This window comes from Desulfobacter sp., assembly GCF_050177295.1.
In genome coordinates this window covers 40810-66215 of sequence record NZ_JBFXHE010000001.1, presented here as the reverse complement: position 1 = coordinate 66215, position 25406 = coordinate 40810, and the positions used below count along the sequence as shown (strand labels likewise).

General features: G+C 48.6%; 20 protein-coding genes. 19 read left to right on the top strand and 1 reads right to left on the bottom strand.

Annotation, left to right across the window (positions count from 1 at the left end; genetic code table 11):
* Window positions 1-675 precede the first annotated feature (675 nt).
* The 4 genes from asd to AB7U36_RS00275 all read left to right on the top strand — a co-directional run bounded on the left by asd (window position 676) and on the right by AB7U36_RS00275 (window position 3440).
* A complete protein-coding gene (gene asd, locus AB7U36_RS00290) occupies window positions 676-1782 on the top strand; it encodes an aspartate-semialdehyde dehydrogenase (RefSeq protein ID WP_428157799.1) in 1107 nt (368 codons plus the stop codon).
* A 67-nt stretch (window positions 1783-1849) separates the two neighbouring features.
* Entirely contained in the window at window positions 1850-2011 is a 162-nt protein-coding gene (locus AB7U36_RS00285) for an SEC-C metal-binding domain-containing protein (RefSeq protein WP_428157798.1), read from the top strand.
* Between the two features lie 13 nt (window positions 2012-2024).
* Window positions 2025-3263, top strand: coding sequence for a hypothetical protein (locus AB7U36_RS00280; RefSeq protein WP_428157797.1), 1239 nt, complete (start codon window positions 2025-2027; stop codon window positions 3261-3263).
* Window positions 3264-3275: 12 nt separating this feature from the next.
* On the top strand, window positions 3276-3440 hold the full coding sequence (locus AB7U36_RS00275) for a hypothetical protein (RefSeq protein ID WP_428157796.1): 165 nt from the start codon (window positions 3276-3278) through the stop codon (window positions 3438-3440).
* A gap of 79 nt (window positions 3441-3519) precedes the next feature.
* On the opposite strand, the gene AB7U36_RS00270 is transcribed toward AB7U36_RS00275, so the two are convergent.
* A complete protein-coding gene (locus tag AB7U36_RS00270) occupies window positions 3520-3885 on the bottom strand; it encodes a transposase (RefSeq protein ID WP_428157801.1) in 366 nt (121 codons plus the stop codon).
* Between the two features lie 387 nt (window positions 3886-4272).
* Here AB7U36_RS00270 and AB7U36_RS00265 point away from each other — a divergent pair, with 387 nt between their 5' ends.
* The 15 genes from AB7U36_RS00265 to AB7U36_RS00195 all read left to right on the top strand — a co-directional run bounded on the left by AB7U36_RS00265 (window position 4273) and on the right by AB7U36_RS00195 (window position 25397).
* Window positions 4273-5331 carry a hypothetical protein gene (locus AB7U36_RS00265; protein ID WP_428157795.1) on the top strand — a complete coding sequence of 353 codons (1059 nt, stop codon included), beginning with the start codon at window positions 4273-4275 and terminating at the stop codon, window positions 5329-5331.
* Between the two features lie 66 nt (window positions 5332-5397).
* Window positions 5398-6549, top strand: a complete 1152-nt coding sequence (locus AB7U36_RS00260; RefSeq protein WP_428157794.1) for a hypothetical protein — start codon at window positions 5398-5400, stop codon at window positions 6547-6549.
* A 98-nt stretch (window positions 6550-6647) separates the two neighbouring features.
* Window positions 6648-7829 carry a hypothetical protein gene (locus AB7U36_RS00255; protein WP_428157793.1) on the top strand — a complete coding sequence of 394 codons (1182 nt, stop codon included), beginning with the start codon at window positions 6648-6650 and terminating at the stop codon, window positions 7827-7829.
* A gap of 218 nt (window positions 7830-8047) precedes the next feature.
* Window positions 8048-10369 carry a hypothetical protein gene (locus AB7U36_RS00250; RefSeq protein ID WP_428157792.1) on the top strand — a complete coding sequence of 774 codons (2322 nt, stop codon included), beginning with the start codon at window positions 8048-8050 and terminating at the stop codon, window positions 10367-10369.
* Window positions 10370-10386: 17 nt separating this feature from the next.
* Entirely contained in the window at window positions 10387-11547 is a 1161-nt protein-coding gene (locus AB7U36_RS00245; RefSeq protein ID WP_428157791.1) for a hypothetical protein, read from the top strand.
* A gap of 35 nt (window positions 11548-11582) precedes the next feature.
* Window positions 11583-11900 (top strand): His-Xaa-Ser repeat protein HxsA4, encoded by a 318-nt coding sequence (hxsA4, locus tag AB7U36_RS00240; RefSeq protein ID WP_428157790.1) that lies wholly within the window; start codon window positions 11583-11585, stop codon window positions 11898-11900.
* 71 nt (window positions 11901-11971) lie between these two features.
* Window positions 11972-12448, top strand: a complete 477-nt coding sequence (locus AB7U36_RS00235; RefSeq protein ID WP_428157789.1) for a hypothetical protein — start codon at window positions 11972-11974, stop codon at window positions 12446-12448.
* On the top strand, window positions 12426-13877 hold the full coding sequence (gene hxsB, locus AB7U36_RS00230; RefSeq protein ID WP_428157788.1) for a His-Xaa-Ser system radical SAM maturase HxsB: 1452 nt from the start codon (window positions 12426-12428) through the stop codon (window positions 13875-13877). Before AB7U36_RS00235 ends, hxsB begins: the two co-directional genes overlap by 23 nt.
* A complete protein-coding gene (locus tag AB7U36_RS00225; protein WP_428157787.1) occupies window positions 13874-14773 on the top strand; it encodes a radical SAM protein in 900 nt (299 codons plus the stop codon). The genes hxsB and AB7U36_RS00225 overlap by 4 nt, the downstream gene beginning before the upstream one ends.
* Window positions 14774-14786: 13 nt before the next feature.
* The gene (locus AB7U36_RS00220) at window positions 14787-15776 is read left to right on the top strand and encodes a radical SAM protein (protein ID WP_428157786.1); all 990 of its coding nucleotides are present in this window, start codon (window positions 14787-14789) and stop codon (window positions 15774-15776) included.
* Window positions 15737-17407, top strand: coding sequence for a radical SAM protein (locus tag AB7U36_RS00215; protein ID WP_428157785.1), 1671 nt, complete (start codon window positions 15737-15739; stop codon window positions 17405-17407). Before AB7U36_RS00220 ends, AB7U36_RS00215 begins: the two co-directional genes overlap by 40 nt.
* A gap of 6 nt (window positions 17408-17413) precedes the next feature.
* Window positions 17414-18364 carry a radical SAM protein gene (locus tag AB7U36_RS00210; RefSeq protein ID WP_428157784.1) on the top strand — a complete coding sequence of 317 codons (951 nt, stop codon included), beginning with the start codon at window positions 17414-17416 and terminating at the stop codon, window positions 18362-18364.
* Complete coding sequence (locus tag AB7U36_RS00205; RefSeq protein ID WP_428157783.1) at window positions 18361-21327, top strand: radical SAM protein; 2967 nt, start codon at window positions 18361-18363, stop codon at window positions 21325-21327. Before AB7U36_RS00210 ends, AB7U36_RS00205 begins: the two co-directional genes overlap by 4 nt.
* Window positions 21328-21351: 24 nt before the next feature.
* On the top strand, window positions 21352-24027 hold the full coding sequence (locus tag AB7U36_RS00200) for a radical SAM protein (RefSeq protein ID WP_428157782.1): 2676 nt from the start codon (window positions 21352-21354) through the stop codon (window positions 24025-24027).
* Window positions 24012-25397, top strand: coding sequence for a B12-binding domain-containing radical SAM protein (locus tag AB7U36_RS00195; RefSeq protein ID WP_428157781.1), 1386 nt, complete (start codon window positions 24012-24014; stop codon window positions 25395-25397). The genes AB7U36_RS00200 and AB7U36_RS00195 overlap by 16 nt, the downstream gene beginning before the upstream one ends.
* Window positions 25398-25406 lie beyond the last annotated feature (9 nt).

Genomic DNA, 25406 nt, shown 5'->3' with positions numbered 1-25406 from the left:
CATGAAAATGAGAACCAATTTTTTCAAATTTTCTGTTAATAGCCGGACTATTGACATAAAATTTGGGAGAATTGGGGCCATTTTCATGAGATTGCAGCCGATTCATCAATTACCAAACAAGCTCTAAAAATATGGTTGCAATTTCAGTCGCGGCCAGAAGGTTATTCATGTCATCACTGGCCTTGAGATATTCATCCACTTTGTTTTGAAGTTCTGCGTTTACTGTACTCAGCTCCTCGTTGGCCGACTGCAGTTCTTCGTTTGATGTTTCCAGTTTTTCAATTGTTGATTGAAGGTATTCCCGGGTCGAATATAGTTCCTGCTCAAAACGCTGTATCGCCGCATCCTTTTTTTTGTTCCGGAATGCTCGGCCTTTTCCCCTTCCGGCATATCAACAGGTGTTTTTTCCTCAAACATCACAAGATACAAACCAGAAGCACGGCCTTTGTCCGTAAGAGCCCTGACCAAAATGTCAGTAGTATGGAGAGCGTCATTATATTAAAGACGGTTGAAGCCTTCTCAAGGGAGGAGGCAAGATATCCTCAGCCTACTATTTTTTAAATTCATGCGTCAGCACTGCTTTTTTGAACTGCCCCTGGCTTTTTTTAAAAAAAGCAGCTATGCCATAAAATTCAAATTTTAATTTATATACCTGTAGCAGAAAGGATAAAGGAGATGAAAAAAGTCGGAATAGTTGGCTGGCGGGGAATGGTGGGTTCCGTGCTCATGGAAAGAATGTCTTCACAGAACGATTTTCAAAAATTTACGCCGTTTTTTTTCACCACGTCCCAGGCCGGACAAACTGCCCCTGACGTGGGCCAGGGCACTTCGGACCTCATTGACGCCTTTGACATAGACACACTCATGGAAATGGATGTATTGGTGACCTGCCAAGGCGGCTCTTACACCGAAGCCGTGCGTCCCAAACTGGCCAAACGGGGCTGGGCCGGGTATTGGATTGATGCGGCGTCCACCTTGAGAATGGATGAACAAAGCATTATTGTTCTGGATCCGGTTAACCTGCCGGTCATTGAAGGGGCGATATCCAAGGGAATTAAGAATTTTATCGGTGGCAACTGCACTGTGTCATTGATGCTGATGGCTTTAGGCGGGCTTTTTGAAAATGACTGGGTGGCGTGGATGACCTCCATGACCTACCAGGCAGCTTCCGGTGCCGGTGCCAAAAACATGAGAGAGCTTGTAGCCCAGATGAGAACCATTGGTGATAAGGCGGCCCCGATTCTGGATAATCCTGCCGCAGCGATTCTTGATCTTGACCAAACAGTTACCGACACCTTACGGTCCGATGCCTATCCTGTTGAAAACTGGGGCGTTCCCCTGGGTGCCAGCCTTATCCCCTGGATTGACCGGGCCATGGACAACGGCCAGACCCGGGAGGAGTGGAAAGGGTTTGTGGAAACCAACAAAATTCTGGGACGCTCGGACAATCCCATCCCCATTGACGGCCAGTGCATCCGCATCGGAGCCATGCGCTGCCATTCCCAGGCCTTCACCATTAAGTTGAAAAAAGATGTCCCCTTGGACGAGATCAATGCTGCCCTGGCTGCCAATAACGACTGGGTGCGGGTAATACCCAATAATAAAGAAGATTCCATCAGGGAGCTGACACCTGCCGCAGTGACAGGTACCCTGAACATACCCGTGGGCAGAATCCGGAAAATGAATATCGGCGAAAATTTTCTCACCGCATTTTCCGTGGGTGATCAGTTGCTCTGGGGCGCAGCAGAGCCTTTGCGGCGCATTTTAAATATTATTCTTTAAACTTTGGGTCATGCCGCGTTTTGGGGTTCTATATTTTGATATAACTCTATAATTTATTATTTCATAAATGGGCTTTTCAATTGATTTGGGGTCGGGTAAGCTGGAGAATATTACTGATTTGAAAATTTTATTAAATCCGACCAAGCAAACGAAAGTCGAAACAAAAATTGCCCGCAATGAATCCTGCCCATGCGGAAGCGGGAAAAAGTATAAAAAATGCTGCGGGTAAGGAGAAATTAATAATGTCAGCCCGATTGCCGGAAAAAGCCCTGCTGCTGAAGCGCTTAAAGGATGGCGGATTCAGCGTGCCCGATTTTCTGTACGTTCCGGCGGAAAATTTTAAAACAAATGATTTTGCCGAACTGGAAGCTTTTTTGAAAAATTATCGGGATGGTTTCAAGGTTATCGCTCGCAGCGCTCATCCTGACGAGGAATATTTCAAAGGCGGCACCTTTGATTCCATCACGACTTACTCGGATATTAGCGGGATAAAGTATGCGCGCAAACGGATGGTGAATGCATCCCGCACCGCCAAAGGCCTTTCGATCCAGCGACAGCAAAAATTCAATCGCGCGCCGGAGATTGACCCGGAACAGATGGGGGTGATCGTAATGCCTTTTATGGATGGATCAAGTGTCATGGCTAAAATGATTGGCCGCCAGTGGGAGTTCGGTTATTGTCGTGACCGTCAGCAAAAGCTGAGTAACGAGCCGTTCATTACCCGAATCCCTCATGACCGGAAACTGATTGACTTGTCAACGAGCATACAGGATTTTTTAGGGTTCAGTTGTGAAATTGAATATATCATCACGTATGATAATGATATTTATATTGTCCAGGCCAAGGATATTTCGGAATTCGACCTGAAGGAGATGATCGAAAGCGAGCAGCATGTCATTCTTCTGGACGGCATTCGGAGAATTCGAAAGCGGCACAGTTATCGTGAGCGGCCAATCTTTGTCATGGACAACCAGTCCTTTTATCTGGAGGTCATCAACCAATGTGAGAAAATGGTTCACGGCTGGGGAGATCAACCCACAGTCTTTGAGGATATTCTGGGTGTGATTTCAGATTACCAGCAAACGCTGGAATCATTTGCCCTGCAGTATTGGCGGTTTGCGGTCTTGGGCCTTTCTATCCTTGTGCCTGGTGATCTTCGTCAGATCGTCAATCACTATCTTGAAGACACCCCCGAACTTCAGAAGCAGCTTTCAAAGGCCCTGTATGACCACCATTATTTTATCGATCGGTTCATGGCCGAGGCTGACACCGTGATTGCAAGAGATAAAGTTCGTTTAAACCTTGACAGCCACGATGCCTACGGCGTTGATACGGTCCGGAATCCTCTGTGGTCCGTATACTGGTACCAGAAACGACATGCGGAGGTTTGCGCGCGAATCCGGAGCATCGGGTTTAAGACCGGCGACACCATTGGCATTGAAATTAATCCGGACGGCAAACCGCAAATTTTCAAACATTAATAAGGGACAAAGATGAGTGAATACCAGTATTATGAATTTCAAGCCATAGACAAACCTTTATCTGAAAGGCTCATGTTGCGTTTCAAGGTCTTATTTGATCAAAAGCTCGACACGCGAATGGAGCAAGGCCTTTCCTCACTTGCCAGCGTCATGAACGAACTCAAAAAAACAAGATGAAAAGGGAGCTTCTCCTGTGAAATTCCTTGATGTGGACGCAACCAACCTCGTAGCAGAGACCAGAAGCCTTCCATCGTATTTACATGAACTTCATGGAACCCGTCTCCATCCTCGTCCCTGGCAAAACGACCGACTTTATCAAGGGCTCAGTGGTTACCTGGCGAACATTGGCAAGCATCTGAATTGCCACCAGGCCGCATCGCTGAATCATCACTTTGAGGGGTTGATGATGTCCAGCAAAAATGGTGTCCGTCAGATCATCGAAGCGTTTGCCGCAATCTTTACATTCATAACGCTGTTTGACAGGTTCTTTTTCATCGAATCCCCTTTTGATTACTCGTTTGGAATCACAATGCGGACATTGACATTCTTCCGGCCAGCGCAATTCCCGAACAGTGTCGTAACATTGTGCATCATCAATCAGAGTCTCTATGTTTACCTGCATCCGTTGGGCTACTATGGTGAATGGATCAAAAAATTCACCCTCTACCATTATACGACCCTGAAACGCAACATGAGCCTTAATTTTTACACTTGACTTTGGTAAGTATCTCATGTAACTGAAAACGAAGTCTAAAAAATTATTTCAAAAAAATAGGGTGAATTCCATACAACTAAACACTGAAATACATAGCGAGCATAATAGACATTTTCGGAAATAAAGAATTTGGCAAAAACGGAAATGTATTTTCAGGCAGTTATCACCAGAATATAGATGGAAAATCTTATTTCCGAAAATGTATAATATACATCTTTTTACACTATCAGAGTCGAATTGGTCATTTATGCATACTTCTTAATCTGAGTTTCAACAACATATAACTAGGCCCTAATGGCTTTCCACAAAAAATCGAGTTATTTTCCTCTCCGAATTCAAGACGCTATTGATGAATATGAAGGCATCACCGGGGAGCGTGTTAATATCAAACAGGTCGATCCAAGGCGGCCTATGGTTCGGAAACATTATAAGAATTTTTTACAAAAAACTTTTGCAATCAATATGGGGGCCAATGAGGGGGAACGACTCTCCTTGAGAATGGGGATCAAGCCCATGATCAGGGAAATCGTCTCCCAAAATGCCATCGGCGGATTCAAATCAGTCTGTGAGGCCGAGAGGTGGAAGTACTTGATATTACCGGTTCCCGTGCAAGAAAATTGTTACAACGGACATGTTGGATTTAACAAGACCGGAATGGGGGGGCACCGCTTGGATCTTACTAAGCAATATATAGTTTACGCGGGACGCGATCACAATCTACTCGCTTCCGCATGTGAACTGGAGAGAGGAATGATAAGCAGCGATGGTCCGACACCCCCCGGAGACACAATCAAATTGGGTATCACCTTAGGTTACCCAAAATGTTGTTCAGAGGCGTTTTCAAAGATCAATTCAACCCGAAATCAGCCATATATTCAAAATAGTCTGCAGCGGACAAAAACACCGAACCGTCTTTTGAACAATCTGTCACTGGAACTTTTTCATTACATCGGCTGGACACCGTGTCGTTATGATTGTTCAGAAAGTCTTGAATTCGCGGGTAAAATAGACCGGCACCTCAATCAATTGGGGCACCCCGGCAGAATGAATGCACTGCAATATCTCGGTATGCCCAGATTATATATAGATGACAAACGCCAGATCCTTTTTCACGGAGAGAAATTGCCCGGCAAGGGAATTGCTTATAAATCAGTACGTTGCCCCTGCAATTTTAACAGGAACAATGGTGCAACCTTGTTTGATTGGATTTTTTACGCTCACCTGGCGTCGCTTTTCGCCTCTGGAGACCGGGTATTTTTTAAAGACAGCCGACGTGCCGATATTTTTTCGGGAAACAGGAAGATCACAAGTCTGGAACTGCCAAAAGACGCCTTATGGTTTACATTTCAATAGACGCGTCTTGATCGGACAAATACATTTTTGCGGTACTAACTTGAATAAAAAATTAGGAGGAATGTCATGAGCGATGCTTCAGTCAACCCCTCAAACGTTGTGATCAATAATCCGATCACGTCGATCGGAAGCCAAAAGATCCCTAACGCCCCGGAAAAGGTGTTCGCCTTGCAAATAAGTGAATTGGGGAAGATTCAATTTTTTGTGGCCCAGGTGCAACATCTTGGGATTACAACTTTCTCGGAGCAATACGGAGATTTCCAGGACAAGGCACTGGTGGATAAAGCGACGGTGCTGTTCAAAAATCTGCAAGAGGCAGCCGGGCAGTTCGGATCTGACTCCCGGGATATCATGAAAACCATCGGCACAGAGAACCCGCCGAACGATCCGTTTGCATATATCATTTGGACGGCTTCCAAAATCGAGAGTATCGCCATGAACATTTCCAATTTCATGGGATCCGGTCTGCCGGCCATAAGCCAAGAAAAAGACCCGGCCAAACGAGCTGAAAACCTCAAACAATTGCTTACCTACGAAGGGGCGGGGGTTTATTCCTACTTGGCGGCACTGAAGAACTATTCCGAGGGACTTAACAAGGCCCTCAGTTTATATTTTTCCGATAAGTTGAAACCTGCCGGACATGCCTTCGGGGAATACTTCGCTCCTGTTACGGTTCTGTCAGTCGCCGAAGAAAGTGTAAGCGCATTGAGTGGCCCCAGCAGAATTCAACGGATGGGCATGAATAATGTTAAGCTGGTAATGAGTACTTACGACTGGTGCATCGGCGGTTCAAAAGGGCAACTCAATTTATCGGCCCTTCCGCCGCTTTTCCCGGTATCGGCCCCTGCCTTTGACGTCGATATTGCCGAACGGACCAAATTGCTGAAGGAGATCGGAGACGACAATGCCGTGATCAAAAAACTGGGAGCAGATGAGCAGAAAAAATCCGCCCTCGTAGCCCAAGTCGGCGGCATGCTTGGCCAATCCGCTATCGTGCATAATTCAACCCATACATTGTTGAAAGCCGCCATTGATATGGCGGAAGGGTTTTCAAAATGCGCCGCTGATGTGCTGGCGATTTCAAATGCCATTACACCTGAAAAAATGAAAGATCTGGCCGTATTCATGGCAAACACCGGACTGGATACGGCAAAGGATGCCTGGGCAGAGATTCAAACCACCGCCAATGCCTTCATCAATTGCGCTCAAATGATGTAAAAAACATCATTTTGACAATTTCGGGCAGTTTATCCGATGCCTGATATGATTGCTTACCCGGCTCACCCGGGCAAACCCACAAAAAGAAAGGACGGACCATGGCAGACCCTAGTGTTAATCCCAAAAATGTTTTAATCAAAAATGAGAACACCGATTTACCCCCTGAATTGCCAAAGCCACCCGAAAAAGTATTTGCATTGCAAGTGAATGCTTGGGGCACATTACAGGATTTCATCGCCAATGCACTGCAATTGCCGATTCTCCAGTCGGATTTTGAAGAGCGGTACGGAACCTTCGAGGATGAGGCCCTGGTTGAAAAAGGGATCGAGCTCTTGAAGGGACTAAAGGATGCGGCAGATGCATTCGGCAACGTGGTGACCGAATCCCAGGACATCATGAAATATATCGGAACCGACACTCCCCCGGAGTCACTTTTCGCACATGGGGTCTGGCTGGCCTCCAAGATAGAGAGCACCGCCATGACTGTATCCAATTATGCGGCTTCGGCCATCCCGGCTTTGGAAAAGGAAACCGACCCTCAAAAGCGCGCCGAGGATATCAAAGAGCTGCTGACCTACCCAGGTGCAGGCATGTATTCCTATGCAATCGATTTAAACGGGAAATGCAATGACTACAACGGATTGCTGTCAACATACGTGGAAAACACCTTCAAACCTGCCAGTGACGCTTTCCATACATACTTCACTACGCAAGAGAATACCATATTGACCGATGCCCAGAATATAGTGGACTCCGAGCTGTCCAGGATCAACGAATTGACACTGAAAGTGGCCAGTCTCAAGTCCAAACTGTATGGGTGGTCGATCGGAGGCTCAGTAGGATGTGTTGTTGCCTCGGGCTTGCCCCCGCTGTTCATATTCGGTTCGGCGATTCTGCTTGGTTTTGAAATCGAAGAGTGTATCCGGATACAGAAAGAAATTGACAAGGATAACGATGAGATCAAAAAATTGAAGGCTGATGAGCTGAAAAAAGCCGCACTGGTAACTGACCTGACGACTTTAATTAATTCTTCGCAAAACGTCGATGACGCAGCCAAGGCATTTTTGCAGGCCGTGGTGGAAATGGCCGAGGGGTTCGGTTTGTGTGCTACTGATATGAAGACGATTTCCGATCTTGTTGAACCGAAAAAGGTGGCTGACCTGCCGCCCTTCCTGCAGAATACGGGCCTTGAAACCGCCGAGAAAGATTGGAAAGAGATTCAATTGGCTGCAAATAATTTCATCAATTCAGGTCAGTACAAGTACGAGACCGCGTCATGATTGCAGCCCCCCGCTTTTGATGTATGAATTGATCACCGGGAGCGGATATTTACTTATCCGCTCCCTGCCACATTCAATTTTTAAATTATCGCCCTTTGGGAAGGCTGTTAGCCCTTAGCTGTTAGGAAATGGAAAAGTCCTATACTATGAATTTAAAATCCGGGAGGCCCCAAATGAGCCCACAACTTAATTTCACAACCTTGGCAAAAACATGTGACATGTATTCATGTACCGAAATTGATGAAAAAACAACATATGTATGCGCCCTTGCGCCTAATTTGTCCGAGGTCGCCTCATGGCTGCGCCAGAATCAATCTTTATACCTGATACTTTGCGCAGATACCCTGATCATTGATGAAGATGAAATACTGCCGGTTTCCACCGCAGTTCAAATTGCGGCGCGGAACATTCTGGTCCGCAAAAAAGGGACCGCCACCGTCACCATTGATTCAAGCGAGGAGATCACCGGCCTTGAGATCTGTACCCAAGGTGTGCTCGGCAGCCTTCAAGTCGGCTTTCCAAAGGATAAAACAGAAACCATTGCTTTGTCCGGGGCAAAGACAACCATATTCACCTGGACAAAAGGCGGGAAATTAAACAGCAAAATTGCCGATGCAAAAGACCTTTCCGATAACCTTAAATCCTGGACGGCAAAAAACGCATTGCGTGCCAGTTTTTCAGCCGGGGCCCAGCTTATTTACAGCCCCGATTATGCTGCCGACTCAGTGGCCATGTTGCAATGGGTTTCTGACTGCTGCGCTGCAATTTTAAACGGGGCCAAAGGAAACCCGGATCCGGGAAAAAATATCGGAGCGCCAATCAACGCCTTGGTACAGCAGGCCAATGCCCTCTTGGTCTATGCCAAAGCTGCGGATGCGGGCATTACGACCGTACCGGTTCTGTCCGATACCTATTATGCCCATCGCCTGGAATCGTTGCTGGATCTGGCCAAGGATTTCCAGGACGTCATTGACAATCTCCAAAAGACCGAAGAGGTCGAAAAAACCCTTGAAGAATTTGCAGACGCGTTGACCCAGACCACCTATAACAACGAGGAGCCGCTCCGCAGTGAGCTGGATTCCTATACCGCAAGTTATTCCCTGCTCTATGACAGTTACCTGAAGCTGATCGGGCTTTACCAGGTCCAGTCAGGTGTGGTTCAAACGGCCCGGGAAACATTAGACAAAGCCATTCAAGAGCAGAAGATCAAAGATATGTTCAACGCGGCCTTCGATCTTGTCAAATCGGCTGTAAGCGCCGGAAAAGCAGTGGCTGAATTCGCTGCCGAGGATTACGCAGGGGGGGCCGGCGACGCTTTGGAAAGCTTCACAAGCTACATAGAAGCGGTAGATAAATTCACCGATCCCTCCATGGATGAATTAAAAGACCAGGCAGAGGGGTTAAAAATCTCCCTGACCGGTATGGCAGGCGTCGGCAAAAGCGCCTATGACGTTTGGAAGTCGGTGACATATAAGGGGGGGACAGTCTCCTTCTCGGATGCTGCAGCACTTGAAACGTCCATAGAATCGGCCTCATTAGGAGGAGATCCCGGGCTTTCATGGGAACTTTTCAGCCTAAAGGTGGATGCGGTATTGGACGGCTCCATGCCATCGGGCATTGAATCTGCGGCAAAGGAATATAAGGCAGCGCTGAAGTCCCAATGCCTGTATGGGGAAGCCATCATGAATAAAGCCGTCTCCTTGATGCACCTTTCTTATCAACTTGCAGACACGGCCGGCCGGCTGGTGGCTGTCCAGAACAACCTGTCCGTTTGGGAAAAACTGTCCCAAAATACCAAGGAGAAGGAAAAACGTATCGAAGTCCAGAAGGCTTTTGTCCAAGAGCGTTTCATGGATATCAAACGGTCCCTGTTTGTGGCGCTGATTAACTACCAGGCTGCCTACAGGTATTTTTATTTAACGCCCTGTCCGACCACCATTTCCCTGGACATGAATTATCTGGCGCTGTCCAGTGCACTGCACGGCGTCGATGTCGAGATTGGCCAGTTGCTCAATCCATCCCGCCCCCTTCAGGACTTCAAAGAGGTGTCGTGGCCGCTGGATGTAGACGGAGAACAGGCTGCCGAACTGGACTCGAACAAATATACCTGGAATATTTCCATTGATGACACGGCATTTGTGTCCAAAGTGACAGCCAGCCACAGTAAAGCCTTGTTTCTGGAATCCGTGGAATTTTATGTATATCCGGAGCCGCCCCATGGCACAATCGTACAGATGAAGATTGGCCCCTCCGGAGTGATGAACCTTGAATCGTCAAATGGGCAGCGATATACATTTACATGTGAGCAGCCATTTGAACTGGATGCAGAATATGTCTCAGGGGGGGCTTACACCACTAAATGGCAGCCTTCTGAAGAGGTGAAGGCATACTATATGAAACCTTCTCCGTTCTCCATCTGGCATTTGAAACTTATCCAGCCCGAATCGGAAGATGGAGAAAGCATGACAGTGTCTAAAATTGAAATGAAATTAAGCGGAGTATATTGGCCCAAAACTGACGCCCGGACACCAACGGCCTGATTGCCGGAGATAAAAGAATGGCAAAACTTGATACGACCCAGATTTCGGCTCTTTTGACGGTTCCCATTGAGGATTGGATTCTCATCAATGAACGCGTGGGCATATTGCTGGCCCCAAGCCCCCTTGGCGGTCTCTATTACCAGCAATTTGCCTCGATCCCCATGCTTGACGAACTGCTGAATGTGTGTCGAACATGGAATAACAGTACTTGGCCCCTGGCCTGTGAGGTGGTTTCCGAAACAAATACCTTTGCAACTAGATTAAACGGGTTCCTCCAAACAGTACTGGACGGCGGAGGAGATGTCGATACATTGAAGAACCTGGCTTCGGATGCCACGGGCATACAAAAGCAAACAGAGACGTTCAAGACGGAATCGGCAACGTTTGCAAATGTTAATAAAACAGCCGACACGAGTCCTGCGCGCCACACGTATTCCACAAATTTCGTTTTTCACGATATCAATCCCGATCCCACCGCCGTGTCCGACGCTGCCCTCCAGATAACCCTGGGGTGGGGGAATATCGTGGATGATATGACCCAGGCCATCAAGGCTATGGAGGATGCGGAAAAGGGATTTGGCGGATTTATGAGCAGGGTTGAAATTGAAACGGCTGTGGCTGATTGGAAAACCGTAGCCGATAAGTTCAAGGACCTGAAAGACGGGATGGGTGAAGCTGCCAGTGGATTGACAGGTGAAATCTTTTATGAAGGCACCACGATCCGGGAGGACGGTACGCTTTACCATGTGCGCCTGGACCATCCTTACGAACCAACCGCACTGGCAGTGGGTAATAACGGATCTCTGGTGGTGGAAACATTTGATGCGTCTGACGCCAGTCAAAAATGGTCATTTTCCAAAAACGGATTCGGGTGGATTTTAATGTCCAACAGCAGCCCGAATTATTCAGGGTACAGGGCTGATGTCACGAATTCGGCGTCCTATGCACCGGTCATGACCAATACCGGAAGAGACACCGGTACAAACTATCGGATCATCAAGGTGGACAATCATAGTTTGCGCATCGTAAACCTGGACGTTGAGTTGGGGATGGAGCAACAGCGTGTATTGCAACAAAACGCGGTGTATCTGGGCGAACCGGGAGTCCTGAACTGGAATTACCTGGTGGAGGACGACACCACGCAATCCATCCAGACCTGGAAATTCACTGAAGCGTAAGTAAACCGATATTCAAAAAAAAGGAGAAGCTCTTTATGGAAACCACTGTACGGAAAGAATCCGATGAAACGAGGTTGCATGTTTTTTTGAACCCAATCGAGCTTGAAATTTTTGACAAAACAAAGCCGGACCACAGCCAGGCATATCTGTCCGAACTGGAAGCAAAATTGCACTTGCCTCCGGATTCCCTTACGGTTTCCAATTGTGTCGCCAAGAACGACGGGGCAGCGTCCGATACCCACGGGTCCCACGGGTCCCATGCATCCCACGGGTCACATGGCTCCCACGGATCACATGGCTCCCACGGTTCCCATGGCTCCCACGGATCACATGGCTCCCACGGCAGTTGGTAGCCGGAAGCATTGGGGATAAAGAAAATATTCGGCTGGTACAGACACAAAATCATAAATCGGAATATGGCCGCATGAAAAAAATTACATTTGAAGTCAATCAACACATACATTCCAAAAGCGTTATGATCCGGACGTGCCACGCATTCACTAAATCTTATTACACGGATTTGGATGACAATGGAAACGGCAAGTGGATTGTTACCCTCCGGGAGCGGACGGATAATTCCATGGGAAAGCATGATGACCCGGAAGCCGAGTTCCGCAATGAACTGCTGAATGAGTCTTTCCGGGAAATGTTGATGGAAAAATCGAAAACCGTCAAGGAAATCGTGGTCGCCCGCGCCCTGTTCGGCGCGGACGGGTTCCCCGGCGAAGATCCCCTGGAAGCCCTGGACCTTGAAACCGATTTTTCAGATACTGACGAGGATTTTGACGACTATATGGATGATCCCCTGGGCATCGCAGTCCCCTGGGAGGAAAAATACCAAAACGGAACAAAAGCAAAAGATGCGAATCAAGAGCAATATGAGAAATCCAATGAACGATGAATTAAACTATTTCCGGTTCAAACAGATCCATTCCGACAGGTATCTTCTGACAAATGATGTGGGAAGCCATTTGTTTTTGAACGGAGATGAGTTTGCCGTATTGAGAAGTGATCCCACCCGTTTATCCGGACCCTTGCGGGCAAGACTGCTCGACAAAGGTTTTCTCTTCGAAGATGGCGAGATTGACGGTTTCATCAAGGAATACAGGACAAAGCATGATTTTTTACACAGGGGGCCGGGGTTGCATATCCTGGTGGTGACCCTGCGATGCAACCATACCTGCTCATATTGCCAGGCCGGCCGCAAGGGCATGGAAATCAAGAATTTTGATATGGATCCAAAAACCGCCGAGGAAACAGTCGATTTCATTCTGAGTTCCGGTGCGCAGGATTTGTGCATTGAATTTCAGGGCGGCGAACCCCTGGTCAATTTTGATACGGTCCGTCATGTTATTGAGTATACCCAATCAAGGAATACAGATAAAAATATCATTTTCAGCATTGTTACCAACTTAAGTTTGATGGACGACCAAACGCTCTCTTTTTTGCTGGAAAATGATGTTGCCATCTGTACATCCCTGGATGGACCGGAAGAGATTCACAATAAACATCGTGTGTTGACGTCAGGAAACAGTTACAGAAAAACGGTGGATCAGATCCGCCGGATTTCAGCGGAACTGGACAAAAAGGATCGGGAAGGCAAAACCTACGGCCGGTTAAACGCGTTACCCACGATATCCAAAGATATTTTAAGCGACCACAAATCATTGGTTGATCTGTACGTGGAACTTGGTTTTCAAACCATTCATCTGCGTCCGGTAAATCCCTTCGGTTTCAGTGAAGGTCACATGAACGGCTCGCAATACCCGGCAAAGGAGTTCCTAAAATTCTATCGCCGATGCCTTGATTATATCCTGGAGCTGAATGAATCAGGAACCGTTTTCCTTGAAAAAACAGCCTTAATTTTTTTACAGAAAATCCTGACACGAACGGATCCCGGATTCATGGATATACGCTCGCCCTGCGGTGCCGGTATCGGACAACTGGCTTACAATTACGATGGGCGCATTTTCACCTGTGACGAGGGCAGAATGGTCGATGCATCCGGAGACGATGTGTTTTGCCTGGGAAATGTCAGCTCTTCTTCCTACCCGGAGGTCGTTACAAACGGTGTGGTTCGATGCCTCAGCATTGCCAGTTGCCTGGAAGGGCTTCCCGGATGCCACGACTGTGTATACCACCCCTATTGCGGTGTCTGCCCGGTCTACAACTATGTGGTGCACGGCAACATCTTTGGGCGGCCGTTTAACGAGAGATGTCAGATTATGTCAGGAATCCAGGATTACATATTTGAACGCCTGGAAGAGAAATTCGATATTTTTTCCTCATGGGTAACCCTATCGAACCGGACACCTCCAGGAAAATTATGATTGAAAAAGTAGATGTGAAGTGCGGTTTTTTATGCAACAACCGATGTCTTTTCTGCGTCCAGGGAAATAAGCGGACGCAAATCGGGGATATCCCTACCCCAGACATCATTCAAACCCTGGAAAAGGCGCGGTCAGAGGCCCATTCCGTGGTACTGACCGGTGGAGAGGTGACAATCAAACCCGACTTTTTGCAACTGGTGAACAAAGCCGGGGAACTGGGATTCAGGCACATTCAGATCCAAACCAACGGCAGGATGTTCGCCATTAATGATTTCTGCGATAAAACCATCCGGGCCGGTGCAAATGATTTTTCTGTGGCCCTCCACGGCCACACGCCAGCGCTCCACGATTATTTGACCCAAAGCAAGGGGGCATTTTACCAGACTGTCAAGGGAATCAAAAATTTGAAAAAGCGTGGGCAACGGGTTGGCCTGAACATTGTCGTCAACCGTTCGAATTTCAGAAATTTACCCTCCATAGCCGCTTTGGCCATCCGCCTCCAGGTGGATCAATACCAATTTGCCTTTGTCCACGCACTCGGGACAGCCGGAAAAAATTTTTCGCGTATTGTGCCCAGGTACACCTTGATTGAGCCTTATGTGAAAAAAGGCCTCTCTCTTGGCATCCTGGCAGGTAAATCCGTTATGACCGAAGCGATCCCCTATTGCATGATGTCCGGATATTATCCTTATGTTGCAGAGAGGATCATTCCCAAAACAAAAATATATGATGTGGGGGTAATTGATGACTATACCGACTACCGGGTCAAGGAGGGCAAACTGAAAGGGGAGCATTGCACAGTCTGCAGATTCAATGCAGTCTGTGAAGGCCCATGGAAGGAGTATTCCGAAAGATACGGTTTTTTTGAATTCCGGCCTGTTCTCAACCCAGCCTGATGATGGAAAAATTATGGATTCGAAATGTCTGCACATTATGACAAGCCCGGTATGCAACAACCATTGCCTGTTTTGCAATGACGGTTTCAGGGATAACCCGGACCCGTCTGCATATGCGCCTGAAAACATTAAAGGGATTATACGCAGTTACAGGGGCAGGTTGAGCCGTCTGAACTTTACCTCGGGTGAACCCACCCTTAATCCGGAACTGCCAGCGTTCATAAAAACGGCGCGTGACAACGGATTTACAAAAATCGGGGTAACAACCAACGGAAGGATGCTTTCTTATCCGGGCTATCCCCTGGATCTTTTGAAAAGCGGTGCGAATGAAATTATTATTTCCATTCACGGCCCGGAGCCGGGTGTACATGACGCCCTGACCCGCTCCAAAGGCAGTTTTGAACAAACCGCCGGCGGCATCGCCAACCTGAGCAGACTCAAGCGGTCCTATAAATTTAATTTTCTGGCCGCAGTGACGCTCAACCGGCAGAACCTTCCATATTTAGAAGACCTTATTGAATTTTTAATGCCGGCTGGCCCGGATGAAATCATTGTCAACGTTATGCAGCCCTTGCAGGGCCGGAAAAAAAAAATATCCAAACGGCTGCTCCCACGGTACAGTGATGTGGCAAAAGTGGCCGGCGCGTATTTCCATAAACGCAAAGACTTTTTTATAGGAAAACAAAACCGACTCCGGAAAAAATGGTTCTGCATCATTGATCTGCCCCTTTGTACAGCCACAATGCTCAAGGATACGATCGGATATGGTGAGACAAGGATCATTGAAAATGCATCCGGTCATGACTCCGGTGCACCCGGCAAAACAGGTGAAGGCAGGCCCGGCTCGAACACCAGGATTTTTGCCGATAACCGCGAGCTGAAAATCAAGGGAAAAAATTGCAGGGCATGTATCTTTGACGACCGCTGTAACGGCATTTATAAACAATACATAGAATTTTATGGGTGGGACGAGTTTCAGCCCGTTTTGTCCGGTGCGTTTTAACATTGATGGATGAGCAGACAAAAGAGTCGGCTGTCTACGACAGAAGATACTGGTTAAAGATTTCAAATTGCTGCAACAACAACTGCATCTTCTGCCTTGATGCGGACTCTGTCCGGAAAACCGCTTTTGAGTCCATGGACGGGATTGAATCACGGATTCAAAAAGCGGTGAATGGCGGTTTCACCCGCCTGGTCATCAGCGGCGGGGAGGCGACCATTCATCCGGAATTCATTGAGATCGTCCAAAGCGCCCGGAAACGGGGATTTCCAAAAATCCAGGTCGTTTCCAACGGACGTATGTTCAGCTATCCGGACTTTACACGGCGCGCAGTGGCGGCCGGTTTGACAGAGGCCACAATATCGGTTCATGGGCACCACCCCGGGCTGCATGACCGGCTCTCGGGTGTGGCAGGGGCTTTTGGGCAGACGTATAAGGGCATTGTCCAGCTGTTGAAAACCGGGAAATGCATCGTGAATATCGACATCGTGGTCAACAGGATGAATTATCGGCATGTTGAAGACATCATCCGGCTTTTTTCCAGGCTTAATATTTTCGAATTCGACCTGCTTCATGTGATCCCGTTCGGCGCTGCGTTCAAAAACAGGGAAAAATTGTTTTTCGACCGGCAACAAGCTGCGCCGTATTTAAAAAAAGCATTCAGGTATTCAAAAAAACCGGGGTTTTATATATGGACCAACCGATTTCCGCCCGGGCTGCTGGAAGGGCACGAGGCGTTAATCCAGGACCCGCATAAATTATACGATGAGATCAACGGCCGGGCAGATCTATTTGAAGGATACCGGCATACCGGAAAACTGCACTGCAGATCGGAACGATGTGAAACATGCTTTATGCGCCCTTTCTGCAACAAATACCTGTGGTATGAAAAAAAACGGTACAATGCCGCCGGAATAGATACGATATGCACCCCAAAGATAACAGAAAAGCTGTTTACATACCTGGCAGACGTGTCTCCATACAGCCTGGAAACGGTTTTAAGCCGGGAAAACCTGGACAAATACCTTATGCAAAAAAGGAAAGCATCAAGGTTTCAACGGATTCTTTTCACTATGACCGACTGGAAGCCATCCGGGCTGCAGTGGTCGAAAATCTTTAATGACGGCCGTTGCGCCGTTGAAATTACCGGTTCATCACAAAACCTTCCCGAAATAATCCAAAGCGGTATCAAAACAGTTTTTCTTTTAAACCGCGATACCCGGCAAATGATCATGGCACATTATGATTTGGTTCAACGGTTTGCCGCCACAATCAGCTTCCGCTTCCCGGTTTTCGAAAAACTCTCAACGGCGCGGGACGAGTATGAGGGGATTTTGGAATTTCTTTGCCTGTTTCAATCCATTCCGGTACAAGACTGCACGCCCTGCCTGGCCAATGGCGGCTTTTTCCGGTCAAGGAATGTGATCAGCCCGGAACTATACCTGGACAAAGGCCGGATGGATCTTGGGGGGCTTGTAGAAGAGTATATTCATCGAGACTATTTCATCAAAGGCGACAGATGTTCGGAATGCATCCATGAAAAGAATTGCCGGGGAATGCATATCAACTTTATTCGGATTTTTGGTTTCGGGAGGTTAAAAGAGAACCCGCGCCCCCAAACCGTGAAAGGATAAAATTATATGGCTGGTATCGCCTACCTGCAAATTACCAGGAAGTGTAACCAAAATTGTATCTTCTGTTCCAACCCGGACAACAATGAAGTCCGATCTATGGAAGATGCCAAAAACACCATATTAAAATTCCGGGATCTAAACTATGACGGGGTTATACTCACGGGTGGAGAACCCACCGTCTATGACGGACTGCCGGAACTGATCGCCCACTGCCGCCAAAACGGCATTCCCTCACGGATAATATCCAACGGACAGAACCTGGCTGACAAGGGGTATCTCAATACCCTTGCCAGGGCCGGCCTAGATCACATTCATCTGTCCCTGCACTCCTTTAAGGATGATGTCCAGTCGGAACTCACCGGAAATCCCGGGTCCCTTGAGAATTTGACAAATGCATTGGAAAATTGCGGCCGGACCGGTATTTCCATAAACATCAATACGGTGATCAACAGCTACAATGCAGGCCACCTGCACCTTACGGTGAAATGGCTGATCCACAATTTCCCCTTTATCAGGCACTTTGTCTGGAACAACCTGGACCCGTTTATGAACCGGGTGGAACAAAACAGGCACGTTATAGCCCAGCTCCAGGATTTCGAAGTTTCTCTGTTCAAGGCAGCGCTTTTTCTGAAGCGGAACAACAGGACGTTTCGCATTGAACGCGTCCCACTGTGTTACATGGCCGAATTCGCCGAATTCAGCACGGAAACACGGAAAATAATCAAGAATGAAAAAAGGGCCATATCATTCTTGGATAACCGGGGAGATTACAGCCAGGATAATTTTTTCTATGAAAAAGGTCCGCCATGCCAGGTTTGCGAACTGAACCCGGTCTGCGCCGGATTATATGGCGGGGACGCGTATTTCCCATTTGACGATCTTTTCCCGGTATTCATGAACCGCAAAAGGATTATGGATGCAATCCTGAATCCAAAACCGATCCGGGAAGCCATATGAAAGAATCGGAAAAAAAACAAGTATTGATCAATCCAGCCGTTGAGTTGCCGGCACACTACATCGACAACCCGGCGTTCAATTTTTATGCGGCCGCATGTGCATACAAACAGCTCTCCCCAGGGATGGGAAATCTTAACTTCGTGGATGCATTTGCAGATGGAGACATACTGAAAAAAGAGGGGAGAGTCCGGTTCGGGGCAGCCAATAAAAAACTTATCCAAAAGGTTGATGCCCACGGCGCAGGGACCGCGATGATCATCTATACGTCATTCCACCGGGCCGAAGGATTGTACAACCGCGATCTTTTCGAGCTGATCGATTTATTGGGCAGTCGGGGGATTGAAATCACCCTGCTGGATCTGTACGATTCGACCACACACTACCTTGGATTTCATCAGGAGCGCTTGAAGCAGGCCTGCCGGTTTATCCGCAAGGTTGTCATCAGATACCTGCCGGCAGGGGCGTTGGGGGTTCCCCGCTTCCCGATTCAAATGGCGGGCATATACGGTGATTGGTTGGAAAAAGCACGCAAAACCGGGACGATCAAAGATAACAGGCCCGGTGCCCGGATTTTCCCATATCAATCTTCATTCGGATGCCCCTATCAATGCCTATTTTGCAAAAAACGCCCGGAACAATGGACCGGCTTACCTGCCCGGACAGTGCTTGATGATTTAGACTATTTGAAAAATCTGGGATATGACCGGATTTTTGTCACCGATCCCTATGCCAATTTTGACAAGGACCGTTTCAAGGCTATTTTGTCCGGTTGCGCAGACAAAAAGATCGGTCTCCACTTTGTCAACGGATTGGGGCTTGGTCATCTTGACACGGATACCGTCTGCCTTTTAAAACACACCACACAAATTGTTTCCCTGTCCCCGGAAAGCCTCTTGGATCCGGAACTTACGCGTCTTAAAAAACCCTTTGACAGGCAAACCGCCCTTGAAAAGATCGAAATGATAACGGCGCTGGGGCTGCCTGCGCACCTCCATTTCATTATAGGGCTTCCAGGTCAGAACCGGGAGGCTGTAAACCGCTCTTTGATGGAAATATGGCGGCTATATCGCCAGAATCCTTTTATACCGCGGATCCAACAGTACCGGTCAAGAGACGATCTGTTCATCAGTCAAAATAAAAGAGAGAACATTTACCCTTCTTTTTCACCCGGGCATTCCCGGGACCCATGGCTCCAAACCGCCCACTGCTGCTTTGATGCCAAGGTGAACGCCAGAAGAACGGAAAAGATAATCATCAATGTCTCCTATCGCTGCAACAACCGGTGCCGCTTTTGCGCCGTTGCCGACAGGCAGAGAACAGACGGTGACTTTTCCCGGCAGAAAGATTTGATTCTTGATGCGTACAAGCAAGGCATCCGGCGGCTCGACATCGACGGCGGAGAACCTTTTTTATATGAAAGGCTCTTTGATTTACTTGATACCGCACGAAATTACGCTGCCGTTACCGTCACCACGAACGGAAGAATGCTTGCCTACAAAGGATTGGCGCAAAGGCTCTCGGACTACCCGAACGTTGGCGTGTTGATATCCGTCCATGGCCCGGATAAAAATATCCATGACCGGGAAACAAATAGTCCCGGCAGTTTCCAGCAAACCGTGCGGGGAATTACAAATGCTGTAAAAACCGTATCAAGAGTGGGAATCAACACCACGGTAACCCGGCACAACTACCACAGCCTGCCCGGCATCGCTGAAATGGTTCGAAAGATAGGCATCAAGGTTTTCAATATTCAATGGTACACCCCTTTCGGAAACGTGGACCGGTTCCTGGTCCCGCCGGACGATGCGCTCGCCATCATCCGTGACCTGATCGCAACATACAATGGCTCAATGAAAATCAACATGATTAACTTTCTTTATTGCCAGGCACCGGATCTGTTCGGTCATATGATCGGCGATCATGGCAAGGCAGACCGAAAAATGTTGTTTGTGGACGGCAGTATCGTCAATTTATCCGATTTTTTAAAAGAGAAACGTATCATTACAAAACAATGTGTTGAATGTGAATATAAGATTCTGTGTAACGGATTCTGGAATTACGGCGATGGCAGGGGGCGTGAACGCGTGGCGCTTCTTGACATCATACCCGGCTATGCGTGCAACCGAAATTGCGTATTTTGCGCACTTCCCGAAAAACTGAGATCGAGTAATCCGACAACCCGGGAGATCATCCGGAAGCTGGAATCCGCCGTTGCTGTTTATTGCCCGGAAAAGGCCAGGATCGGTGGCGGGGAGCCCACAATCCGAAAGGATCTGTTCAAGATCATGGGATGGCTGAAACGGAACGGGGCGCCCCATATCACGGTCCAGACCAACGGACTGCGCCTTGCCGACCCAAGATACCTTGACCATCTGATCCTGGCAGGGGCGGACAAAATCAATATATCGCTCCCGGCTTATGATGAGGTTTCCCTGGCCGGCCTGACCGGCGTTAAGGGCTCGCTGGCATTGATTCAACGCGCCATTCAGAATATCCTCGGCCGAGACATCGGCCTGGCCCTGGATATATTACTGACCAAGACCGCCGTGACCCGATTGGACGACATGGTCTCCACGCTGTCCGCAATGGGAGCCGATACGTTTAATTTTTGGTTTATTTCCATTGAGGAACATATAAAACCCCATCTGTCCCGTTGTGTTCCGAGAATGTCCGAAGCGTCTGAAGCGCTTATTCGGATTTTCAATAAATATGGCGACCTTTCACTGTTGTCCTATTATATTCCCTTCTGTTTTTTTCCGGATCATGTGGCTTATGTCTGGCATCCGGCAGATGAAAACGCATTTGTCGTCACACCGGAAAAATCTTTTTTCCTTGAACAAGGCCGGATAGACCTGGGTGTGAAAACCAAACGCTGCTCCGGCTGCCGGTACGCTGATAATTGTTTCGGGATCCGGGAAAATTACCTGGAGGTATTCGGTGACAGCGAAATTCATCCCATATGAACAACAAAACCACCCGGAGGATTTTTGAAAGCTAATGTGTTTATATCAGACGGTGTAAAGCGCTGCGAACCCAGCGCCTATATCCTGAACCAGGTGGCCGCTTTCCTGGCGTTGAACGGTCATGTCCTGTGTGACGCCATGGCCGATTGCAATACGGTGATCGTCAATACCTGCTGCGTAACCGAGTCTAAAATCAAAGATTCAAATTACCTTATCGAAAAGGCGTTGAAACAATCAAACGCAGAAAAGGTGATCATCCTGGGGTGCCTTGCAAAAACCACATCAAAATATCGCCCAAGCGACAGGCTTTTACTTGTCGGATCAAAGGAACTTTATAAACTCAATCACCATTTCACCCACGAGCACCCCATTGAAACGGTGTCACCCGGGGAATTGCCCCAGACGTATTTCAAACCCTACCAATCGGCTATAACCAACAATGATCCCTGCGTAATGATCAGTCAGGGATGCCGGCATGCCTGCAGTTATTGCAATATCAAACGATCCAAAGCAGATGTGACAAGCCGCAGCATCAGCCAGGTCACCACCGACATCCGCCCATTGGTGGAGGCGGGCGCAGGACAAATCGTGCTTTTGGCAGATGATTGCGGCAGTTACGGCCGCGATATCGGTGTGGACATTGTCGATTTGCTGCAGGTTCTGCTCCTGGAATACCCGTTGCCGTCATTCAAAATAAGTTCGATTTTTCCCGGCGATTTAATGTCATTATTGCCGCGCTTCCTGCCGATACTGGCGTCTGGCCGGATCAGCTATATTAATATTCCGCTGCAATCGGCTTGCCCGAGAATTCTTGGTTTGATGAACCGGGGGTATGATGCGGCCGGTGTGTTGAACGCTGTGGATCAAATCAGGCAGATCTCTCCGGGCACCTGGCTTTACACCCATATCCTGTTCAATTTCCCCACCGAGTCAAATGCTGATTTTGAATTGTCCCTTGATGCATCTGCCGGTTTTGATGAAACCATGTTTATCTCCTACTCGGAAAATTCCCGTACAGTTGCGGCGCGTATCGCACCCAAGGTCCCCCAAAAGGATCAAATCCAGCGATTGCAGCGGATAAAAACCATGATCGAACAAAATGACCGGAACGGAATCATTGTTGATTCAAGATACAGTGAGATTGCAGAACCGGAACCGGAGCGTGCCGTTGCCGGGGACCATCATCGCAGGGTCGTCCAACTCACGCTTACAAACCGGTGCCAATGCAACTGCTCACACTGCGGCGTTAAACACCTGAACAGGGCCTTGGGCCATGCCGAACCAGACCTAGGGGAAATCGAGGAGATGTTCCGTGACTTCAAAACATCGGGGTTCAGCAGCGTGGATCTGTTCGGCGGTGAACCCACCTTGCGCAAAGATCTTCCTGAAATCATAACGATTGGCAGGCGATTCGGTCTTGAGATGCTGGTGGAAACCAACGGCCTGGAACTTGACCGGGACTACTTGATACGGCTGAAAAATGCCGGGGTTTTCAGGATTTACATCAGTCTGGACGACTACAACGCCAAGTATCACGACAGGAACCGGGGGCAGAAATGTTTTCAACACGCAGTAAAGGTATTGACGCTTTGCCGCCATTTAAATATCCAAGCCCATACCTCTATTGTTCCAAGGGACCGGGAATATTTCCTGGACGGTGAAATTAACCGGTATATACGTTTTTGCCTGGATAAAGGGGCTGCCTCGGTGCGGATTTTATTCCCCAGTTATGTGGGCAATTGCACGGATAACAATAAAATCTTTTGTTCAAATGAGGATGAGCTGTTCCTGCTCAGCCATGTGGATGCCCAATACAGGCACCGGACCTATGTTGAATCCCAGGCCTTTCCCTTGGATGCCGTGCTCAAAGGCAGGCCCGTCAAATGCCCTGCAAAACAAATGTTCTGCCATGTCACCGCATCCGGCCTGGTGATGCCCTGCCCCTACCTCCCACTGGTTTTCGGCGATGTCAAACGAGAATCCATCACCGAGATTTTTTCACGGATGATGGATCATCCACTGCTTAGGAAACCCGGATTGTACTGTCCTTCACGGGATATCGGTTATATGGAAAAATGGATGGGCACAATCAACGCTGGCAATCCCTGCACCAGGATCGCCAGCAACAACCGAATCGACCTGCAATCCAAATGCAACAACAATTGCGACGGATGCTGTCTGGCCCCGGCACAGCGGACAGGGGAGGCAATAATAGATCAACTTGAAAAACTGGACAACGGGTACGGAGCGGTTCATCTGTTCGGGGGGGAGCCGTTTTTAAGGCAGGATATATTCGATCTTTTGACCGCCGCCACCCAACGCTGCGAAGCGGTCCTGCACACCAATGCCAGAATCTTCTACTATCCGGGTCTGGCGGCAAAAGTAAGCAAATTCAGGATAAGGGCCGTCAAAGTTCCTTTTTTTTCATTTGATGAAAAGCGGTTTGACGCACACACCAAAGTCCCGGGAAGTTATGGCCAGACACTGTCCGGGATAAGGAACCTGGCGGACAACGGGATTCCCGTGTGCATATATACGCCCGAACACGTTTCAAGCCACGGACTTGACCTGCTGTCATCCCTGGGCATTGTCAGCATCAGCAGATATCACCAGGCCCGCACGGGCCAGTGCCTGGAAGACACGGTGCTGTGCTTTGGCACAGGAATCAGCCGGACCAGACTGATATGGAGAAGAAAATGACCCGGCGTGTCGCCCTGCTCAGTGTCAACCCGTGGCACGGTGCCAAAGATTTTCAATTGAACAGTGCCGGTGTGTACCGTCTCCAGGCAGCGTTGATTACGGACCCTGAAGCAAAAGAGGTGGAGTGCAGGGTTTTTGACGGCAGGAGTTGGAACATCCTGGAATATATCGACATGGTCGAAGAGTTCCATGCGGATATTGTCGGCCTCTCGGTCGCCACCTGGTCTGTGGGATTGTTCGTGGAGTTGGCGGCCCGGATCAGGCGCAACCGGCACAAGCGCCTGATAATAATGGGAGGACCTTGCGCACGGCCGTCCGTACTTTCCCTTCCACCCTACACAACAGCCGTAAGGGATGTGGACGCCCTGGTGACGGGTGAGGGAGAGAATGTGCTCAGGGAAATCGTTCGCGCAACAATAAAAGGCAACCTCCAGCTTGAAAAGATTTCCGGGCTCCTGGTATCGGACGGAAAAACATTTGCACCGACACGGCACGCCCCGCCCATTGCCGACCTTGATTCCCTTGCCTCTCCCTATGCTCTCGGTATTACGCCCGGGGGGACAACCGCCTACCTGGAAACGTTTCGCGGTTGTCCGATGTCATGCGGCTACTGCCAGGACGGCGGGTCAAAAACCGCTATGAGGAAATTTTCAACAGAATACCTGACACGTGAATTACAGGCCATACAGGCGTCCGGCGCATCCGGGGTGTATTGCCTGGACCCGGCGCTGAATCTTAACAAGACCGCTTTCAGGCGTCTGGCCTGTGCCGAAGCTGAGACCGGATTTCTGCGCAACTCCTATCTCATATGTGAAATATATCCTTCACTATTGGATTCCCTTCACCTGGATTTTTTTTCAAAGGTGAAAACCGTCATCGGAATCGGGGTTCAATCCTTGAACGCCGAGGTGCTCCAGGGCATGGGCAGGCCCTTCAACTACAAAAATTTTCTCAAAATCGTGGAGCAACTCCACGGAATCGCCCAGGTTACCGTGGAAATAATACTGGGACTTCCAGGGGACAATCCGGCTTCATTCAGGAGAACATTGGAAGAATTGCTGGAACTGCCATGCAATCTGCGGATTTTTTCATGCCTGGCATTGCCCGGCGCACTCATGGATGTGGGTGCGGACAAATTCCGGGTTTCCTTTGATCCATTGTCCTTTGAGGTGACAAATTGCCTGGGGTGGTCACAGGAGGCGCTGGCCAAGGAAAAACAACACCTGGATAAGCTGACCATCCGGCGGGGAGGATGGCGTTCCCCGGGCCGGCTGAAGACCGGGCAAGGAGTTGCCGGTGAGCACCTTGCCCATGATGTTGTCCTGGGCTGGGCTTTTCCGGGCGGCCCATATCCGTTAATAAAATTTTAAATAGCGAAC

Bases quoted from the DNA above. Each gene is read 5' to 3' on its own strand.
- asd (WP_428157799.1), top strand. From the start codon at position 676: ATGAAAAAAGTCGGAATAGTTGGCTGGCGGGGAATGGTGGGTTCCGTG.
- AB7U36_RS00285 (WP_428157798.1), top strand. From the start codon at position 1,850: ATGGGCTTTTCAATTGATTTGGGGTCGGGTAAGCTGGAGAATATTACT.
- AB7U36_RS00280 (WP_428157797.1), top strand. From the start codon at position 2,025: ATGTCAGCCCGATTGCCGGAAAAAGCCCTGCTGCTGAAGCGCTTAAAG.
- AB7U36_RS00275 (WP_428157796.1), top strand. From the start codon at position 3,276: ATGAGTGAATACCAGTATTATGAATTTCAAGCCATAGACAAACCTTTA.
- AB7U36_RS00270 (WP_428157801.1), bottom strand. From the start codon at position 3,885: ATGCAGGTAAACATAGAGACTCTGATTGATGATGCACAATGTTACGAC.
- AB7U36_RS00265 (WP_428157795.1), top strand. From the start codon at position 4,273: ATGGCTTTCCACAAAAAATCGAGTTATTTTCCTCTCCGAATTCAAGAC.
- AB7U36_RS00260 (WP_428157794.1), top strand. From the start codon at position 5,398: ATGAGCGATGCTTCAGTCAACCCCTCAAACGTTGTGATCAATAATCCG.
- AB7U36_RS00255 (WP_428157793.1), top strand. From the start codon at position 6,648: ATGGCAGACCCTAGTGTTAATCCCAAAAATGTTTTAATCAAAAATGAG.
- AB7U36_RS00250 (WP_428157792.1), top strand. From the start codon at position 8,048: ATGTATTCATGTACCGAAATTGATGAAAAAACAACATATGTATGCGCC.
- AB7U36_RS00245 (WP_428157791.1), top strand. From the start codon at position 10,387: ATGGCAAAACTTGATACGACCCAGATTTCGGCTCTTTTGACGGTTCCC.
- hxsA4 (WP_428157790.1), top strand. From the start codon at position 11,583: ATGGAAACCACTGTACGGAAAGAATCCGATGAAACGAGGTTGCATGTT.
- AB7U36_RS00235 (WP_428157789.1), top strand. From the start codon at position 11,972: ATGAAAAAAATTACATTTGAAGTCAATCAACACATACATTCCAAAAGC.
- hxsB (WP_428157788.1), top strand. From the start codon at position 12,426: ATGAGAAATCCAATGAACGATGAATTAAACTATTTCCGGTTCAAACAG.
- AB7U36_RS00225 (WP_428157787.1), top strand. From the start codon at position 13,874: ATGATTGAAAAAGTAGATGTGAAGTGCGGTTTTTTATGCAACAACCGA.
- AB7U36_RS00220 (WP_428157786.1), top strand. From the start codon at position 14,787: ATGGATTCGAAATGTCTGCACATTATGACAAGCCCGGTATGCAACAAC.
- AB7U36_RS00210 (WP_428157784.1), top strand. From the start codon at position 17,414: ATGGCTGGTATCGCCTACCTGCAAATTACCAGGAAGTGTAACCAAAAT.
- AB7U36_RS00205 (WP_428157783.1), top strand. From the start codon at position 18,361: ATGAAAGAATCGGAAAAAAAACAAGTATTGATCAATCCAGCCGTTGAG.
- AB7U36_RS00195 (WP_428157781.1), top strand. From the start codon at position 24,012: ATGGAGAAGAAAATGACCCGGCGTGTCGCCCTGCTCAGTGTCAACCCG.